This is a genomic window from Streptomyces sp. PA03-3a, assembly GCF_033792735.1.
Classification (GTDB): Bacteria; Actinomycetota; Actinomycetes; order Streptomycetales; family Streptomycetaceae; genus Actinacidiphila.
The window spans coordinates 1-17,418 of record NZ_JARAVM010000001.1; the positions used below are offsets into that span (position 1 = coordinate 1).

The window sequence follows — 17,418 nt, forward strand, 5'->3', positions numbered from 1 at the left end:
GGGCAGCAGGTTGCGTGAGGTCTGCTGCCAGACGAAGCCGACGACTTCGCGCTGGTAGCGCAGGCGTGCGGCGCTGTTCATGGCGAGCAGGTCGAAGCCTGCCACCGAGGCGGCGCCCGCGGTGGGGGTGTCGAGGCCGGCGAGGATGTTGAGCAGGGTGGATTTGCCGCTGCCGGAGGCGCCGACCAGGGCCATCAGTTCGCCTTGTCGCACCAGTAGGTCCAGGCCTTGCAGGGCTTGGACCTCCACGCCCTGGGCGGTGAAGATCCGCACCAGGCGGTCGCAGACGATCAGGGCGTCGTGGCCGTAGGCGGGCTGTTCCCGGCTCTCGGTGACGCGTCGTTCCAGGTCGGCCAGTGTGACGTTGCCGCGCTCGGCGGTCCCGGACGTGTGCTGACTCATGATCGTTCCCCCATCCGGAGTTCGGTTCCTTCTCCCCGTCGTCCTGTCAGCCAGGCCTGCACCGCCAGCACCACGCAGGCCAGCACCACCAGCGAGGCCGACGGCAGAAGCAGCGACAGCGGGTCCGTGCGAAGCACCGCCTCGGACACCCCGGTGACCGGCTCGCCCGCGGAGAAGGCCAGCGCGGTCAGATCCACCCCCTGACGCAGCAGCGGCACCGTGGCCAGGCTGACCAGGATGCCGCCCAGCGCACCGAGCAGGACCTGCGGCAGCGTCTCCAGGACGGCGATCCACTGCCGCTGGCGGCTCGTCATGCCCATCGTCCGCAATCGGGCGAGGAGCGCCTTGCGCTGCGGTGTGTGCACCATCAGGGACAGCAGCAGGGCCAGTGCGCTGTAGCCGGCGCCCGCCGCCACGGCTGCCAGATACACCCGGCGCGCACCGATCTGGAGGGCCGAGGAGGTGAACGAGGCGCGCTCCTGTGAGCGCAGAGTCGCCGTCAGGTCCGATGCGGCGGTGCGCGCGACGGCGTCCAGCGCCCGTCCGTCCACCCGCGGCCCGGTCACATAGAGAGCGGTGGCGGCCTGGACGGGGGAGCGGGCGGTCTCGGGATGCGTGCGGGCCAGCCCCTCGGCGGAGATGATCACGAAGTCGCCGCCCAGGACGGCCGGGGTCACGTCGCGCACGGCGACCGTGCGCACCGGCGTCGCCCCGGCGGAGGCCTGCACGGTCGTGGTCGTCGTGCCGAACTCCCCTTCCAGCCCGGGGGAGACGACGGCGGGGAGCGGACCGGTGCCGTCGCCCTCCAGGCTCGCGGCGGGGAAGGGGGCCCCGATCCCCGTCGACGCCACCAGGGCGGCGTAACGCGCCGGATCCACGACCACCAGGTCGTAGGAGGTCCCGGCCGGCGTCGTCGACAGTCCCGTCTCGATCCGCACAGGCGAGGTGCCGAGCACGCCGTGCACCCGGCGGACCCGCGCGTCCAGCCCCTTCGGGAGCGTGGTGAGGGACTCGATCCGCGCGTCGCCGCCGACCGCGCGCGTGGCGGCGCGGTCGCGGCCGCTCTCGACGCCGGTGAGGACGGAGCCGCCGAACGACGTCACCGCCAGCGCCACCAGCACCGCCACCAGCGGCAGTGCCGTGGCGGAGGGCGTACGGCCGGCCCGGGCCAGCCCCAGGTACAGGACGGTGCCCCGCAGCCGGGCCGCGGGGCGGGACAGCAGCCGCAACGGCAGCGGGTACAGCCGCAGCAGGACGAGCGCCCCGATGACGGCGACCAGCACCGGTGCCGCCGCGGTCAGCAGGTCGGCGCCGCCCTCCGCGGTGCCACGGCGCCGCAGTGCCACGACCGCGCCGGTCACGACGACCGCCACCGTCAGCTCGGCCACCGTACGGCGGCGCGAGGGCCGGGTCTGCACGAGGTCGTCGCGCTGCTCCGGTCCCGTCCGGCGGGCGAGCACCACTGCCCGCAGTGGCAGCGCCGGGACGGCGACCGCCGCCACCAGCACCCCCGCGAGCACGGACACCGCCGTCCGTTCGGCCGGTACCAGCAGCAGCGCGAGCAGTACCCCGGCCGCCGCGCACGGGACGACCACGACCGCGCTCTCCGTCAGCAGCCGGGCGCACAGGCCCGTCAGGCTGCTCCCGCGAGCGCGCAGCAGCCGCAGTTCGGTCCGGCGGCGGGTCGCCGACAGTCCGCCCGCCATCAGCAGCACGATGCCCGCCACCGTGCCCACGCCCACCGTCGCTATCAGCACCAGCGGTGCGGCGGCCTCCCGCTCCCGTACGAACGGCCCCAGCAGTTCGGCGAGTCCGTCCTGGTCCACGGTGATGGCCGGGCTGCCCGTCGTCAGGCGCAGCCGGGTGGAGTCCGGCCCGCCCGACAGCGACGCCAGCCGGTCGCGCAGCGCGGGCACGTCGCGGGCGGAGAGCGCGCCGACGTCGGCGGGGTGGTGCCAGTACAGGCGGGCGCCCTCGGGCAGGTCGAGCACCACGCCCGCCGCGTCCTGGCCGATCAGCGCGGTGAAGTGCCAGTAGTGCTCGGGGTCCTCGCCGGGCGGTCCGGGGACGCTCACCAAGGTCGGGGCGAGCAGGTCCTGCTCGGCGTTCCAGAAGGCCTCGCCGGGCGAGCGGGGCTGGACGATCCCGGTGATCCGCACGGTCAGTCCGGCCCCGGTCGTGTCCATCAGGCGGACCGAGGAACCCGCGCGCAGACCCATCACCTTCGCGGTCCGGGCGGTGAGCGCCGCCTCCACCTCGCGCTCACCGGAGGTGGACGCGGGCATGCGCCCCGCGAGGAGCCGGGAGCGGGCGGCGAGGCCGGGCTGCGAGACGAGCGTCGCCCGCGGGTCGCGCTCCTTGGTCGGTCGCGGCAGGCCGGGATCGGTCGCGGCCGCCGCCACCGCGTTGCGCACCCCGTACACCGTCTGCGCGGTGTCCAGGGCCAACGGGGGCCGCACCACACCGCGGAACGCGTCCTCGGTCCTGGCGAGGGCGCTCGCCCGGAACGGTGAACCGCCTCCGACGCGCACCCCGGAGTACGACACGTCCAAGGTGGCGGTGACGCTGCGGTCGGAAAGGGAGGCCCGCCGCAGGGTGTCCCGCAGCGCGGTGTCCTCGTAGCCCTCGACGGTGCGCGGCAGCGCGGCCGCCAGGAACGCGGTCACCAGCACCAGGGCCGCCAGTGCCAGCGCCCCACCCGGGGCGGCGCGCAGACGGGCGGCGGTCCACGAGGACTGCCGGGCCGAACGCGTCTCGGTCAACTCACTCCCCTCCCTGCCGGCGCAACGCGCGGACCGGATCGGCCGTGCGCAGTGCCGCCACCGCCACCGCGAGCAGCGGCAGCACCGCCACCGCGGCCAGCAGCTCCAGCAGCGGCACGGCCGGCAACTCCACGCGCACCGCGGGCACCGGGCTGTCCGCCCGTGCCGTCAGCACGATCAACGGCACGATCGAGCGGGTCAGCAGACCGCCCAGCAGCGCCCCCACCGCGACGGCCGTGAGCACCAGCAGCCCCTGCTCCGCCGCGATGACCCGGGCCAGCGACCTCCTCGGCGCCCCCAGCGCCCGCAGCACCGCGAACTCCTCAGAGCGCTCCCGTACGGCACCCGCCGCGGCGACCGCGAAACCGACGGCGGCCAGCACGGCGGCCGCCACCACCGCCGCCGGCAGGGCCGACAGCGGACCCGCGCCCAGCGGATCACGCCGCAACTCCGCCCGCGCCTCGTCGCGGACCACGATCGTGGCGGCGTCGCCCCGGGCCCGCAGGGCCGAGGCCACCCGGGGCGCGCCGGCCGGCCCCGCGGCGAGCCACCACTCGGTGGGTTCCAGCGGGCGCTGTTCCTGGAAGGCGAGCGCGCGGTCGAGGCTCGCCAGGTCCAGCAGGACGGCGCCGCCACCGGTTCCGGTGGAGCCGTCCCGCCCGGTGGTGGGCAGCGCGAGGACCGACCCCGTGATGCGCAGGGACAGCCGTGTGCCGCTCAGTTCGACGGGGACGGTGCTGCCGGGCCTCGCGTCGACCGCGTCCAGGAAGGCGTCGGTGACGACCGCGGGCAGCACCGCGGGCGGCGGAGGCCCCGCCCGCAGGGTGAGGGAGGCCGCGTCGGCGCCGCCCGGTGTGTCCTTCTGGAAGGGCTCCTCGCCCGTGTCGTAGCGGACGCTCAGCGGGGCTCCGGCCGTTGAGCGCGGTGTGCCGGCGTGCGAGGGGCGGTAGCCGAGGCCGGGAGCCTCGGGGAAGTCGGGGTTGTCGATCTGCGTGCGGGCGGACCACGTCGTCGTGGTAGGGGCGGGCACCTCGCGCGGGCCGCCACCGGTCACCGCGTGTACGCCGGTGACGGTCAGGCTGTGCCGCTCGTTGCGCCGGGGCACCGGGTACTCGGCCCGCAGGCCCGTCAGACGCAGCGGCCCGGCCGGGGCCGCGCCCCGCGCGCGGCCGGTCACGTATCCGAAGTCGGCCTCCAGCACGTGCTGCTCGCCGTCCGCCCGGACCTCGCCCAGAGGGAGGGTGTACGGGACGCCGTAGCGGTCGGTCAGCGTCGCGAACAGCAGGTCGGTGACGGTGCCCGCGACGGTACGGTCCCCGGCCCCCAGGGACCGGAGGCGGACCGCCAGGCGGAGCCGGTCCGTGCCGTCGGGCAGTGCGAACCCGGCGCTGCGGGCGGCGGGGCCGCCGTCCGCCCGCAGCGGCCGCATGAGGTCGGCGAGGGGCTGGGCGGACAGGTCGTCGCGCAGTCGCAGGACACGGGCGGCCGAGGTGGTGTCCACGGCCACGACGGTGGCGTCGCGGTCGCGGGGCAGGGACACCGTGTCGCGGACGGCCGGGGTGACGGCCGCGATGCCGGGTACGTCGTCGTAGCTGCCGCCCTGTCCGAACGCGGGTGTGGCGGAGCCGGACACGCGAAGGTCCGCGCCGACCGCGAAGTCCGCCTGGTCGGCCTGCGAACGCGTCCAGGTGCCGTTCTCCCCGATCGCGAACATGCTGATCGACACGGCGAAGACGAGCAGCAGGGCGGGCCCCGCCCCGCGCCCCGGACGGCGCGCCAGCTGCCAGCCGACCAGGGACGCTGGCAGCCCGCGGGCCCTCGCCGCGCGGCGCTCGCCGAGCCGGGCCGCCAGCGGCAGCAGCCGCAACGCCAGCACCGCACCCGCCAGCAGGCACAGCGCGGGCGCCCCGACCAGGACCGGGTCCAGCCCCAGCCGTCCCGAGGTGTCCGTGCTCAGCGCCCCGCTGCCCGCCTCGCGACGGGACAACTGCCAGAACGCCAGGCCGGCCACGAGCACCAGACCCGCGTCCGCACCCGCCTGCGCGGCGGCGGGCAGCGCCCGCCGACGCCGCCGTGCGGTGGACTGCTGCGCGTACGTCCCCGAGTGCCGCAGTACGGGTCCGACGACGGCGAGCGCACAGGCGAACGCGGTGAGCGCCGCCACCCACCAGGCGGTCGCCGGCGAGGGCTCCAGCCGTACCCCCGCCCTGGAGAGCGCACCGTGACCGGCCAGCAGCCGCACCAGCGGCCCGGCCAGCAGCGGGGCCAGCACCGCGGCCGGCACGGTCAGCAGCAGGGCCTCGGCCGCGGCGAGGCCGGTCATCTGGGCGCGCGAGCCGCCGCGGGCCCGCAACTGCGCGGTCTCGCCGGAACGTTCCTCCACGAGCAGCCCGGCCACCAGCAGCAGCGACAGCGCCGCCAGCAGCATCAGCTGCAGCACGCTGATCAGCAGGGTCGACCGGCTGACCAGCAAGGTGCCGCGCAACTCGGTGAGCAAGCCGGGCAGTTCGCTGTCCGCCGTGACGGAGTTCGCGGCCCGCAGGGTGTCCAGCCGCTGCACGGTCCGCCGGACGCTCCCGCTGACGTCGTCGGCGCGGGCGGTGGTCATCGCCGTGAAGTCCCCGCGGGTCTGCCACACCATCTGCACCGCGGGGACGCCGCCGGAGCCGAAGGCCGCCGGGTCGGCGAGCATCGGCCCGTACGTGGTGAAGGAGAGCGTGCGCACGCCGCGGCCCTCCAGCGGGTCGAGCCGCCAGTACAGGGCGTACCGGTCGACCGGCCGGTAGGTCCCGGTCACGCGCACCCGCAGCGCGCCGCGGTGCAGGCGGTCGGTCAGGGAGATCACCTGCCCGGTGCGCACCTTCAGCGCCGCGAAGGCCGCTTCCGGCAGTGCCACCGGGACGGGGCCACCGTCCGCAGGCGGACCGGGCAGGGCGCCCTCGGTCATGGTCACCCGCGCCCGGTCCAGCGTCGACAGCACCGTCAGGTCCGGGTCCACGGTGCGCGGGGAACCGGGCGGGCGGAGCGCCGCCGGCAGCCCGTACGGGCCGGAACGGGTGACCCCGGCGACGGAGACCGGCAGGCCGTCGTAGGCGCCGCTCAATGTCGCGCGCACGGCCCTGTCCGCGGCGCCCGGGTCCTTGCCGTCCACGTCGGCGGTGATCTCGACCAGCGTCCGTGCGGCCGACTGCTCCTGTAGCGCGCGGCGCAGACCGGCGTCCCCCACGGCCGAGCTGAACGCGGCGAGCGCCGCGACCGCGCAGGTGGTGAGGAGCACGGAGAGCACCGCGGCGCCGAGCAGCAGACGATGCGCGCGCAGACGCAGGAACACGAACGCCGACACCACGCCCCCCGTTCTCGATGGCCCGTGCAATGAGATGGCACAGACTAACGCCCGCCCGGCCCGGGTGAGAGGCCTCGTCGGTCACCGGTTGCGGACCCAACACGCTGTGCCCTGGGCGTTGTTGGACGCACGACGCGGACGGTGCCCCCCGGCGGTGGCCGGGAGGCACCGTGCGGCCGGTGCCGGCGACTCAGCGGGTGGCGCGCCCGGCGCGCTCGGCGCGCTCGTAGAGCGGCCCGGTGACGGCGGAGGTGAACTGCGGGCCCACGAGCCGGCGGGTGCAGTCCGGGGCGGGCTCCCAGGGATCGCAGGTGTTGCCCCCGGCGTCGAGCCGGCTGCCCTCGGAGTTGTCGCCGACGACGGTGCCCACTCCGGACTCCGGGTCGAGGCCGGCTATCCGCGGGCCGCCGCTGGAGCCGCCGCCCATGACGCACTCGGCCCCCCACAGGCCCTTCGCGGCGGGGAACTCGGCAGTGCCGACGACCTGTTCTGCCCGGCCGGTGCAGTAGGCGAGCCGCTCGCCGGTGTACTCGGGCAGGCCCTCGCGGTCCGGGTCCGAGGCCGAACGGGGGTAGCCGAACTGGTGGACCGTCCGGCCCCCGGGACGGTCGAAGCCGATCCTCTGCGCCGCGCCGGCCGCGGCCTGCACGGTCCGGCCCCGCGCGTCCGCGTTGAGGACGACGAACCCCTGGTCGTAGGCGCCGTACACCTCGCCGTGCTGCTGGTCGTTCTCCAGCCAGGCCGGGGCGACGACGCCCAGCCGGCCGGTGAACTTCCCGTAGGGCGCCCGTCCGTCGCGGTAGCCGGGCACGAACAGCACGTTTCGCGTCCACTGGTCGTCCTCACCGATGAGGTCGGTGTTGTTCACGCAGTGCCCCGCGGTGACCACGGTGCTGCCGTTGGCGCTGTCGACGACGGTGGCGGTGCAACTGGCGTCCTCGCCGTGGTCGGTGAAGAACAACCGGCCCACCGTACGGGCGAGGGCGTTCCTCGCCGTCCACGGGGCTCCGTCGGGGCCGCTCCTGGGCGGGTTGCCGGACGACGGCCGGGTCAGCGCCGCGATCCGCTCCGGCGTCCAGTAGTCGAGGACGGCCCGCCGCTCGGCCCGGCTGACCGCCTGGTCGTGGGTGGCCGCGGCGGCAGTGTCCGGCGGGACGGCCCCGAAGGCGTCCGCCGCTGGGGCCGTGACGAGCACGGCCGCGGCGGCGAGGACGGCCGCGAGGAGCGGCCGGTGGAAGTGCGCGGAACGCGGTGGCTGATGTGACGGCATGCTGCTCCTCGGGACGCCGATCGCCCGCCCGGGAGGCCGCGTGCCGGACGGCACGGGGACCTCCGGGCGGAAGGACGTGCGATACAGACGTCCGGGAGGGGCAGTCGGTGGGGACGGATCCCGGGGCGCCCGCGGCGGGGCGGGCCTCAGGCCTTCGGCTGGGTGAAGCGGATGCTGTTGCCGAAGGGGTCGCGCAGACCGCAGTCGATCCCGTACGGGCGCTCGGTCGGCTCCTCGGTGAACTCCACGCCGAGGTCCCGGAGCGTCTCGTACGTCTTGCGGCAGTCATCGGTGCTGAAGATCAGGTGGCCCCCCATGGCGCCCTTGGTGACCAGCTCGCGGACCTGCTGCGCGGTCTCCTCGGACAGCGCCGGCGGGCCCGGCTTCTCCAGCAGGATCTGGCGCTCCGGGTGGCCGGGGACGCTCACCGTGAGCCAGCGCATGAAGCCCAGGTCGACGTCGGCGTTCACCTCCAGGCCGAGCTTGCCGACGTAGAAGTCGAGGGCCTCGTCCTGGTCGAGGACGTAGATCTGCGAGTGCGTGATGGCGTTGAACATGGACATCACGCTACTGGCCGGGCCGGCGGAAAACTTATCCAAAACTGCTCGGTCGGCCGGGTCGGCCGGGTCGGCAGGGCTTGCCCGGCCCACGAGGTCCGCCCGCCTCCGCCGGCAATCAGGCCCTCGGCCGCATCCAGGCCTTGGCGAAGCAGGTCGGCACGTCCACCGCCGTCGCCTGCCCGCGGTACGCCCGCGGCGACGTGCCCACGATGTCCCGGAAGGTGCGGCTGAAGGTCCCCGGGCTGCCGAAGCCGACCTCGAAGCAGATGTCCGTCACGCTGCGGTCGCTCTCCCGCAGCAGGAACATCGCCCGCTCGACCCGGCGGCGCTGCAGGTAGCGGTGCGGCGTCTCGCCGAAGGTGGCCCGGAAGGTGCGCGTGAAGTGCGCCTGCGACACATGGGCGATCCGCGCCAGCGCCGGTACGTCCAGCGGCTGCGCGTACGCGCGGTCCATCGCGTCCCGTGCCCGGAGCATCCGGCGGTTGGTCTCTTCTGCGGCGCGGCTCACGCAGCCCATGAGACCACAGGTTTCCGGCGCCCCGAACAGGGGCGGTGGACGGCGTGCGCGACGGCCGCCCTCACACCGGGTTCACCAGGACCGGCACCCGTCGGGCGAGCCGAAAGGCCGGACCGCCCGGTGGACGCCCGGGGCCGACCGGCGGGTCCGGCATTCCGACGACCCCGGCCGGCGGCCCTGGCCGTCCCGGCACGAGTCGGTGCCGTAGGAGCAGTACTCGGCCGGGGTCACCGTGACCGTCGCCTTGGCGTTCGAGGCGAAGCAGTTGACGTTCCCGTTGTACGCGGCCGTGATCGTGTGTGTCCCGCTGGTCGCGAACCTGGCCACGTAGCTGGCGAACCCGGTGGCCACGACCGGCCGCGTATCGAGGATGTTCCCGCCGTCGAAGAGCGTCACTCCGAGGCCGACGCCACCGCCCGGCTCACCGGGACAGAACACCCGCGCGGTCAGCTGCACGGGTGACCCGGCGGCGGCTGTCGTGGGTGAGATCTGGAGCGTCGTCGTCGACTGATCGGCCGCCGCCGCCGGCGAGGCGGCACCCACCACCGCGGTCATCGCGGGACACGGCGTGCGGCAGGGCGTCCGTCAGGTCAGACCGCGACCGGGTCCGGTGCGCAGGCCTCCATCAGGTGCGCCGCGGTGTCCGGGGCGAAGAGCGCCGCCGCGGCCGGGGAGGGGGTGCGGCGCTCGCGGCGCGGACGGGTGAGGCCGTCCAGGACGTCGATCAGCGTCCACGGGTCGGGGGCGAAGCGGGTCAGCCCGAGCGCGGCCATCTGGTGCGCCCCGGCCTTGCCGTGGCCCGGGATGGGGCGGTGGCCGACGACGGGCAGGCCCATCGCCAGCGCCTCCAGCGCGGTCTGCCCGGCGGCGTTGTCCACCAGCGCGTCCGCCGCGCTCATCAGCGCGGGCATGTCCCGTTCCCAGCCCAGCGCGAGCGTCCCGGGGACGCGGGAGAGGCGGGCCCGCAGCCGCCGGTTCTCGCCGCACAGCGCCACCGGCAGGAAACCGGCCCGGGCGAGCAGGGCGGCGGTGTCCGCCAGGTGTGTTCCGGCTCCCCAGGCGCCGGCGGAGAGCAGGACGGCCGGCCGCTCCGGCGCCCGGGCACGGAACACCCGCTGCCAGGGCCCGGCGTCCGGGGCGGGCGCCAGGAAGCGGGAGGCCACCAGGGGCCCGGTCGCCGCGGCCGGCCGGCCGGTGGCCTCCCGCACCCGGCGGGCGGCGCTCTCCGTGAGGCAGCAGTACAGGTCGTTGCCGGGGTGCAGCCACTGGCCGTGCACGTCGAAGTCCGTGACGACCACCGCGCTCGGCACCTGGAGCGATCCGCGCGCCCGCATCCCGCCGGTGAGCTGGGCGGCCAGGTGGAAGACCGGGACGACCAGCCCCGGCCGCTCGCGCCGGACGAGTTCGGCGAGCCCGCGCTCGGCGAGCCCGGCGAGCCCGCCCGGGCCGGGGGTGCGGCGTGACCCGCCCGGACGCAGGAACGTCGCGTAGATGCCCGCGTAGAGCAGCGGGAGGTGCAGGACGGTGGCGCGGTAGAACCCGCGCAGCGCCGCGCCTGCGTGCGCGGGCAGGAGGTCCAGGACATCGGCCCGTTGGGCCTGCCCGCCGCGGGCGGTGAGCCGCGCGACGAGCTCGTCGGCGACGGCGTCGTGACCGGCGCCCATGGAGGCGCTGAGCACGAGGAAACGCCGGGGCGTACGGGCCGCCCGCCCGGTGTGCGTCACCGCGACACCACGTCCCGCCGGGAGGAAGCGGGCGGGGCAGCTGCGAGCACATCCGGCACGTGATCACCTCGTACACCAGTCGCGGACTACTCGGGTCTAACCGATTTGCCCCGTCTTGAAACGAATCGTGGATACCTCTCCGTGTCACCCCCGACGATCCGGTGACGCGCGTCGCGGTGCGGCGGGCGGCAGGGCCGTCCGCGTCGCACGGTCGCGGCCCGCCGGACGTCACCCCTGGCCCGGGCGCACCGGCCCCTCGTCTCCCGGCGGGTCGCCCACAGAGCCGGTCCGGCGATCGGGCGGTTTACTGAGACCGGAGGGGGACGTGCCCCGGGGAGCCGCACCGGCCCTCCCGGGCGGCAGCTGCAGCGGCAGGGACAGAAAGCGGTGCCATGACCTCTCACCCTCCCCAAGCGGTCCCCGACGGCGGCAAGGCCGTGCACGGCGAGCCCGTGCGCGGTCCGGCGGACACGGGCGGCGGACCGGCCCCGGTCGCGCTGGTCACCGGCGCGTCCTCGGGCATCGGCGCGGCGGTCGCCGACCGCCTCGCCGCCGAGGGCTGGCGACTGCTGGTCAGCGGCCGCGACCACGAGCGACTGCGGGCGGTGGCCGAGCGCACCTCGGCGACCGCGCTGCCGGCCGACCTGGAGGACCCCGGGGGCACCGGCCGGCTGGTGCGTGACGCCGCGCTCGTGACGGGCGGCCGGGTCGACCTGCTGGTGGCCGGGGCGGGCATCGGCTGGGCGGGCCCCTTCGCCTCGATGCCGCAGGGCGTCATCGAACGGATCTTCATGGTGGACGTCGTCTCGGCGATGGAGCTGGTCCGCCGGGTGCTGCCGGGCATGCTGGCGCGGCGCGGCGGCCACATCGTGCTGATCGGCTCCTTCGCGGGCACCGTCGGCGTCCGCGAGGAGGCCGCCTACTCCGCGGCCAAGGCGGCACTCGGCGCCTTCGCCGACTCGCTCCGCTACGAGCTGGCCGGCAGCGGGGTCAGGATCACCCATGTCGTCCCGGGCGTCGTCGACACGCCGTTCTTCGCGACGCGGGGTGTGGCGTACACCCGCTCCCGGCCCCGCCCGATGCCCGTCGAGCGGGTGGCCAGGGTGGTGACCGACGCGATCCGCCGCGGACGGGACGAGGTGTATGTGCCCCGCTGGCTGCGTGTCCCGGTCGCGGTGCGCGGTGTGATGCCGTGGGTCTACCGGCGCCTCGCGGGCAAGTACGGATGACGCGGTGCCCGTCCTGACGGTCGTGCTGGCGCTGCTGGCGGCCCTCGCGAATGGCGCGGCCTCCGCGCTGCAGCGGCGCGCCGCCCTGCAGCAGGAGGAGGAAGGGGGCGCGGGGCACGGTCTGCGCGGGCGGCTGCGTCACCTGCTGGAACTGGTCCGGCGCCCGTTCTGGGCGGCCGGGATGGCGGCGCTCGTCGTCTCCGGGGCCCTGCAGGCGAGCGCCCTGGCGGTGGGGCAGCTGTCGGTCGTGCAGCCGCTGATGGCGACCGAGCTGCTGTTCACCCTGATGGCGGGAAGCCTCGCGTTCTCCCGGCGGCCCGACGCCGGGACCTGGTTGTGGTTCCTCGCGCTGGCCGGGGGACTGGCCCTGTTCCTCGGCGCCGCGAGGCCCTCCGGCGGCGAGGCGCAGGCCCTGCCGGGCACCTGGCCGCGCGCCGCCGTGCCGCTGGCGGTGCTGGTGCTCGTCCTGTGGCTCGTCGGGAGGGTGCTGAGCGGTGGCGCGCGGGCCTGCGTCCTGGGGTGCGCCACCGCTGCGTGTTTCGCCTGCACGGCGGCGCTGATCAAGGACGTCACGGGCCTCGTCCCGGACGGCCTGCCCCGGGTGTTCGCCTCCTGGCAGCTGTACGCGGCGGGCACCGTCGGGCTGCTCAGCCTGCTGCTGCTCCAGGTCACCCTGCGGGCCGGCAGCCTCGCGGCGTCCCAGCCGGCGCTCACCATCGGGGACGCGGTGGTGAGCGTGGCGCTGGGCTGGGTGCTCTTCGAGGAGCGGATCGCGCTCGGGGCGCAGGTGGTGCCCGAGGCGGCGGGTGTCGCCCTGATGGCCGCCGGGGCCGTCGGGCTGTCGCGCTCGCCCGCGGTTGCCGGCGGCTGGGACGTGCCGCGGGGGCACGGCCCGGGCGCGGCGCAGGGCCGTCACCGTCCCGTCCACGGCGGGCCGCGGTGAGGCCCGGCGGCGACGTCCGGCGGGCCGCGCTCGCGGCGGGCGTCCTGGCGGCTGGCCACATCGTCCCGGCCGCCACCTGGCTCCCCGGACTGCGCCGCCGCGCCTTCCCCGCCCTGGCCGGCCTCGGACGTCCCGACCATGTGGCCCTCACCTTCGACGACGGACCGGATCCGCTCTCCACACCGCGCTTCCTGGACGCCCTCGACGAACTGTCGGTCCGTGCCACCTTCTTCGTCCTGGGCGCACGGGTGGACGGCCATCCCCGGGTCGTGCGCGAGGCCGTCCGGCGCGGCCACGAGATCGCCGTCCACGGCTGGACCCACGACCGACCCTGGCTGCCGGACGCCGCACGCGAGCGGGTGGGCCTGGCCCGCGCCGTCCTGGCGGTCCGCGACACCTGCGGCACCGCGCCGCTCTGGTACCGCCCCCCGTACGGCATCCTCACCGGCGGCCGATGGGCGGCGGCCCGCCGCGTCGGCCTGACCCCGGTCCTGTGGAGCGCCTGGGGCCGCGACTGGACGCCCGGCGCCACCGCGGAATCCGTGCTGGCGACCCTCCGCCCCGATCTGCGTGCGGGCGCCACCGTCCTGCTCCACGACAGCGACCACGCCTCGGCGCCGGGGTCCTGGCGGGCGACCCTCGCGGCGCTCCCCGCGCTGGTCACGACCTGCCGGGAGGCCGGTCTGACGGTCGGTCCCCTGGGGGACCACGGGGTCGGTGCGGGCGTTTGACGCCTGGCACTAGCCGACGGAGACTCGATAGATAGGTGCCCGATACATATCACTCGGAGTGACAATCGCGCCTCGGAGCCGGCCAGGGCCGACCCGATCCGTGACGCAGCGGACGACGGTCGGGCACAGCTAGCGCCCGGAGGCATACGCATGTGCGGAATCGCCGGATGGATCTCGTTCCGCAGGGACCTGCGGAACGAGCAGGCAACAGTCGACGCGATGACCGAGACGATGGCCTGCCGCGGGCCCGACGACCGCGGCACCTGGGTGGACGGGCCCGCCGCGCTCGGACACCGAAGGCTCGCGATCATCGACCTGCCGGGCGGCCGGCAGCCGATGAGCGCCGAGGGACCCGAGGGCGGCGCGGTGGCGATGGTCTACTCGGGCGAGGCCTACAACTTCGCCGAACTGCGTGAGGAACTGACCGCGCGCGGCCACCGCTTCACCACCACCTCCGACACCGAAGTGGTGCTCCGCGGCTACCTGGAGTGGGGTGAGGCCGTCGCCGAACGGCTCAACGGCATGTACGCCTTCGCCATCTGGGACAGCCGTGAGCAGAAGCTCGTGATGATCCGCGACCGGATGGGGATCAAGCCCTTCTACTTCTACCCGACCGACGACGGCGTGCTGTTCGGGTCCGAGCCCAAGGCGATCCTGGCCAACCCCCTCGTCCCGCGCCGCGTGACCCTGGACGGGCTGCGGGAGCTCTTCGCCTTCGTCAAGACGCCCGGTCACGCGATCTGGGACGGCATGCGCGAGGTCGAGCCCGGCACGGTGGTCACCGTCGGGCGGGGCGGCATCCGCACCCACGTCTACTGGTCGCTGCGGACCGAGCCGCACACCGACGACAAGGAGACCTCGATCGCGCGCGTGCGCGAGCTGCTCGAGGACATCGTGCGCCGCCAGCTCGTCTCCGACGTGCCGCGCTGCACCCTGCTGTCGGGCGGCCTGGACTCCTCGGCGATGACCGCGCTCGCGGCGCGGCAGCTCGGCGAACAGGGCGAGAAGGTGCGCAGTTTCGCGGTCGACTTCGTCGGCCAGACCGAGCACTTCGTCCCCGACAGCCTGCGCGGGACCCCCGACACCCCGTTCGTCCACGACGTCGCGGAGCTGTGCGGGACCGAGCACCAGGACATCGTCCTCGACTCCGACCAGCTCGCCGATCCCGAGGTGCGGGCGAGGGTGATCCGCGCCCGCGACATCCCGGCCGGGCTCGGGGACATGGACTCCTCGCTCTACCTGCTGTTCAAGGCCATCCGGCAGCACTCCACCGTCGCCCTCTCGGGCGAGTCCGCGGACGAGGTCTTCGGCGGCTACCGCCAGTTCTTCGACGAGGAGGCCCGCAGGGCCGACACCTTCCCCTGGCTGGTGCGGTTCTCGACCGAGTTCGGCGACGACGGCAACATCCTCACGGACCAGATGGCCAAGGCCCTGGACCTGCAGGGCTACGTCCACGACGGCTACCGGCGCGCGGTCGCCGGGGTCGATCGCCTCGACGGCGAGAGCGACTTCGAGTACCGGATGCGCGTCATCAGCCACCTGCACCTCACCCGCTTCGTGCGCATCCTCCTCGACCGCAAGGACCGGGCGAGCATGGCGAACGGGCTGGAGGTCAGGGTCCCGTTCTGCGACCACCGACTGGTCCAGTACGTCTACAACGCGCCCTGGTCGCTGAAGTCCTTCGACGGCAGGGAGAAGAGCCTGCTGCGCGAGGCCACCGCCGACGTGCTGCCCCGTTCGGTCTACGACCGGGTCAAGAGCCCCTACCCCTCCACCCAGGACCCGAGGTACTTCGTCGCGCTCCAGGACAACGCCAGGGACCTGCTGGCCAGGCCCACGCACCCGGTGTTCGACCTGGTCAGCCGGACCTGGCTGGAGGACGCGGTGAGGACCGACACCCCGGTCAGCACCCACGCCGCCCGGCACGGCCTGGAACGCGCCCTCGACCTGGCGCTGTGGATGGACCTGTACTCGCCGACGATCGGGATTCCCTGACCCGACACGGACGAAGCGAGGGGGCGGAGGATGGCGGCGGTCAGCGAGGACGAGGCCCTGGACTTCGTGGTCTCCCTGCACCGCCTGGTGCGGCTGCTGCGCCGGGCCCGCCCCGAGCCGCGGGTCCAGCCGACCCCGCTGATCGTCCTCGCCCTGCTCAACCAGTACGGTCCCTGCCGCGTCGGCGTCCTCGCCGAGCGGGCCGCGTGCACCCAGCCCACGATCACCGCCGCGGTGGGCCGGCTGGAGGCGGGCGGACTGGTGCGCCGCGAACCCGACCCGGCCGACGGCCGTGCCACCCGGGTGGTCATGACCGCGCCGGGGAGGCGGGAACTCGTCCGGATGGCCCGCGGCGAGGCGGAGGCGCTCGCCGGGCGCCTCGCCACCCTGCCGCCGGAGGACGTGCGCAAGGTCCTCGAGGCGGGCCGGGTGCTGCGCCGCCTCACGGACTGCGACTGACACACGGACGCGACCGGCACCGGACCCGACCGGCACCCGGACGCGACCGACGCTGGACGCCACGGCCACGCGCCACCGGCCTGGCCGATCACCGCGGGTGACGGGCGATGGGCCTGGAGTACGCTCCCGGCGGGAGCACCCTCCGGCGGGGCGGGCTCCACCGCACCCGACGATGCGATGGGGAGGCCCCGTGACCGGTACGGACGCCCGCCGGCGCGCGGACGCGCTCCGGAACCGGGAGCACATCCTGCGGGTGGCCCAGGAGGCCTTCGCCGAATCGGGCGCCGCCTCGCTCAACACCATCGCCAAGCGGGCGGGCGTCGGCGCCGGCACGCTGTACCGGCACTTTCCGACCCGCGAGGCCCTCGTCCTGGCCGTCTACCGGCACGACGTCCAGCGCCTGATCGACTCCGTCGACGACCTCCTCGCCGCGCACGGCCCGCTGGAGGCGTTCCGCATCTGGTTCACGTCCCTCGCGGACTGCGTCCGCGTCAAGCACGGACTCGGCGAGGCCCTGCACGGCGCGGCGGCCCGGGACACCGTCGTCCACGAGACCTGCGGCCGCGTCGTCGGCGCCGTCGGTACGCTGCTGCGCGCCTGCGAGGCGGACGGCAGTGTCCGCCCCGGACTCGCCCCGCAGGACGTGCTGCTGCTGATGGGCTTCCTCTGGCGCGTCGGCGGCGACACCCTCGGCCGGGACCGGGACCGGGACCGCCGTGTCACCGAGCTGGTGGTCAACGGACTGCGGGCCACCGGCGGTTGACGAGCCGGCGCGCCGTGCGCGCGGGTCCCGCGATCACGGGGGACCGGCGGGACCGCTGCTTGATCGGCGCGGGTTGGTCTGTGCGCGTCCGGACGTCAGGAGTGGGGAGCTGGGTGTGGCCGAGATGACGGACCGTCGCCGGCGGGCGGCGGTTCTGGTGCTGGTCGGAGTCGCGGGGTTGCTGATCCTCGGCGCGTGGACCGGGCGGCGGGAGCGGCGCCGCTCGGGCGGGCTGCTGCTCGCCGCCCAACTCCTGGACCATCCTGTGGTGTTCACCGTCGCGGTGGGGGCAACCCTGACCGCGGCGCTGCTCCTCGCGGTGCGGGGCGCCATCCTGCGGACCCTGTTCCTGGTGGCGGGCGTCCTCGGCACGCTGGTGGTGACGCTGGCGGCCGGCCTGTTCGGGTTCTCCGGCGGGCAGGAGACCATGCGCGCCGGGGCGCCGGACCGCCCCGACCGGCACCTGGTGGTCGAGGAGGGAGCGGCCATGGTCGACCCGCTGTGGTGGGTCTACGTCGACGAGGGGTCCGGGCTGACGGCGCGCCGCCGGCACGTCGGCTTCGTCGACGGGGACTACTACGCCCTGCGCGCGGCGGAGTGGCACGGGCCGGACCGGGTCCGCCTGACGGTGGACGTCGGAGAACGGGACGAGGTCCACGTGGTCGAACTCTCCCCGTCCGACGGCAGGCCCCATCGCTTGGTGGACAGGGGCTGACGAGC

At 75.2% G+C, this 17,418-nt stretch carries 15 protein-coding genes; 7 read left to right on the forward strand and 8 right to left on the reverse strand.

From position 1 onward, the window contains the following. The 8 genes from PV342_RS00005 to PV342_RS00040 form a co-directional block, all read right to left on the reverse strand. A partial coding sequence (locus tag PV342_RS00005) for an ATP-binding cassette domain-containing protein (protein ID WP_500315496.1) occupies positions 1 to 402 on the reverse strand: 402 nt, incomplete at its 3' end. Beyond that, entirely contained in the window at positions 399 to 3,164 is a 2,766-nt protein-coding gene (locus PV342_RS00010) for an FtsX-like permease family protein (RefSeq protein ID WP_500315497.1), read from the reverse strand. The genes PV342_RS00010 and PV342_RS00005, both read right to left, overlap by 4 nt. 1 nt (position 3,165) lies before the next feature. Beyond that, a complete protein-coding gene (locus PV342_RS00015) occupies positions 3,166 to 6,510 on the reverse strand; it encodes an ABC transporter permease (protein WP_500315498.1) in 3,345 nt (1,114 codons plus the stop codon). A 187-nt stretch (positions 6,511 to 6,697) separates the two neighbouring features. Further along, positions 6,698 to 7,777, reverse strand: coding sequence for a trypsin-like serine peptidase (locus tag PV342_RS00020; RefSeq protein ID WP_400797456.1), 1,080 nt, complete (start codon positions 7,775 to 7,777; stop codon positions 6,698 to 6,700). Between the two features lie 146 nt (positions 7,778 to 7,923). Beyond that, a complete protein-coding gene (locus PV342_RS00025; RefSeq protein ID WP_400797453.1) occupies positions 7,924 to 8,334 on the reverse strand; it encodes a VOC family protein in 411 nt (136 codons plus the stop codon). A gap of 118 nt (positions 8,335 to 8,452) precedes the next feature. Then, the gene (locus PV342_RS00030; protein ID WP_386998189.1) at positions 8,453 to 8,854 is read right to left on the reverse strand and encodes a helix-turn-helix domain-containing protein; all 402 of its coding nucleotides are present in this window, start codon (positions 8,852 to 8,854) and stop codon (positions 8,453 to 8,455) included. A 72-nt stretch (positions 8,855 to 8,926) separates the two neighbouring features. After that, positions 8,927 to 9,409, reverse strand: coding sequence for an Ig-like domain-containing protein (locus tag PV342_RS00035; protein WP_400797449.1), 483 nt, complete (start codon positions 9,407 to 9,409; stop codon positions 8,927 to 8,929). 35 nt (positions 9,410 to 9,444) lie between these two features. Then, entirely contained in the window at positions 9,445 to 10,578 is a 1,134-nt protein-coding gene (locus PV342_RS00040; protein WP_391576264.1) for an MGDG synthase family glycosyltransferase, read from the reverse strand. A 392-nt stretch (positions 10,579 to 10,970) separates the two neighbouring features. On the opposite strand from PV342_RS00040, the gene PV342_RS00045 reads away from it, so the two are divergent. The 7 genes from PV342_RS00045 (at position 10,971) to PV342_RS00075 (ending at position 17,413) form a co-directional block, all read left to right on the forward strand. Then, entirely contained in the window at positions 10,971 to 11,807 is an 837-nt protein-coding gene (locus PV342_RS00045) for an SDR family NAD(P)-dependent oxidoreductase (RefSeq protein WP_400797445.1), read from the forward strand. A gap of 4 nt (positions 11,808 to 11,811) precedes the next feature. After that, positions 11,812 to 12,750: a DMT family transporter gene (locus PV342_RS00050; protein WP_500315499.1), complete on the forward strand. Its 939-nt coding sequence runs from the start codon at positions 11,812 to 11,814 to the stop codon at positions 12,748 to 12,750. Next, positions 12,747 to 13,481, forward strand: a complete 735-nt coding sequence (locus PV342_RS00055) for a polysaccharide deacetylase family protein (protein ID WP_500315500.1) — start codon at positions 12,747 to 12,749, stop codon at positions 13,479 to 13,481. The genes PV342_RS00050 and PV342_RS00055 overlap by 4 nt, the downstream gene beginning before the upstream one ends. Before the next feature lie 150 nt (positions 13,482 to 13,631). Beyond that, positions 13,632 to 15,476, forward strand: coding sequence for an asparagine synthase (glutamine-hydrolyzing) (gene asnB / locus PV342_RS00060; RefSeq protein WP_386998179.1), 1,845 nt, complete (start codon positions 13,632 to 13,634; stop codon positions 15,474 to 15,476). Between the two features lie 30 nt (positions 15,477 to 15,506). Then, positions 15,507 to 15,935, forward strand: a complete 429-nt coding sequence (locus PV342_RS00065) for a MarR family winged helix-turn-helix transcriptional regulator (protein WP_500315501.1) — start codon at positions 15,507 to 15,509, stop codon at positions 15,933 to 15,935. A 190-nt stretch (positions 15,936 to 16,125) separates the two neighbouring features. After that, the gene (locus PV342_RS00070; protein ID WP_386998175.1) at positions 16,126 to 16,698 is read left to right on the forward strand and encodes a TetR/AcrR family transcriptional regulator; all 573 of its coding nucleotides are present in this window, start codon (positions 16,126 to 16,128) and stop codon (positions 16,696 to 16,698) included. A gap of 115 nt (positions 16,699 to 16,813) precedes the next feature. After that, positions 16,814 to 17,413: a hypothetical protein gene (locus PV342_RS00075; protein WP_500315502.1), complete on the forward strand. Its 600-nt coding sequence runs from the start codon at positions 16,814 to 16,816 to the stop codon at positions 17,411 to 17,413. Positions 17,414 to 17,418 lie beyond the last annotated feature (5 nt).

Coding starts and splice junctions, on each gene's coding strand:
- PV342_RS00020 (WP_400797456.1), bottom strand. CDS start 7,777: ATGCCGTCACATCAGCCACCGCGTTCCGCGCACTTCCACCGGCCGCTC.
- PV342_RS00025 (WP_400797453.1), bottom strand. CDS start 8,334: ATGTTCAACGCCATCACGCACTCGCAGATCTACGTCCTCGACCAGGAC.
- PV342_RS00030 (WP_386998189.1), bottom strand. CDS start 8,854: ATGGGCTGCGTGAGCCGCGCCGCAGAAGAGACCAACCGCCGGATGCTC.
- PV342_RS00035 (WP_400797449.1), bottom strand. CDS start 9,409: ATGACCGCGGTGGTGGGTGCCGCCTCGCCGGCGGCGGCGGCCGATCAG.
- PV342_RS00045 (WP_400797445.1), top strand. CDS start 10,971: ATGACCTCTCACCCTCCCCAAGCGGTCCCCGACGGCGGCAAGGCCGTG.
- asnB (WP_386998179.1), top strand. CDS start 13,632: ATGTGCGGAATCGCCGGATGGATCTCGTTCCGCAGGGACCTGCGGAAC.
- PV342_RS00065 (WP_500315501.1), top strand. CDS start 15,507: ATGGCGGCGGTCAGCGAGGACGAGGCCCTGGACTTCGTGGTCTCCCTG.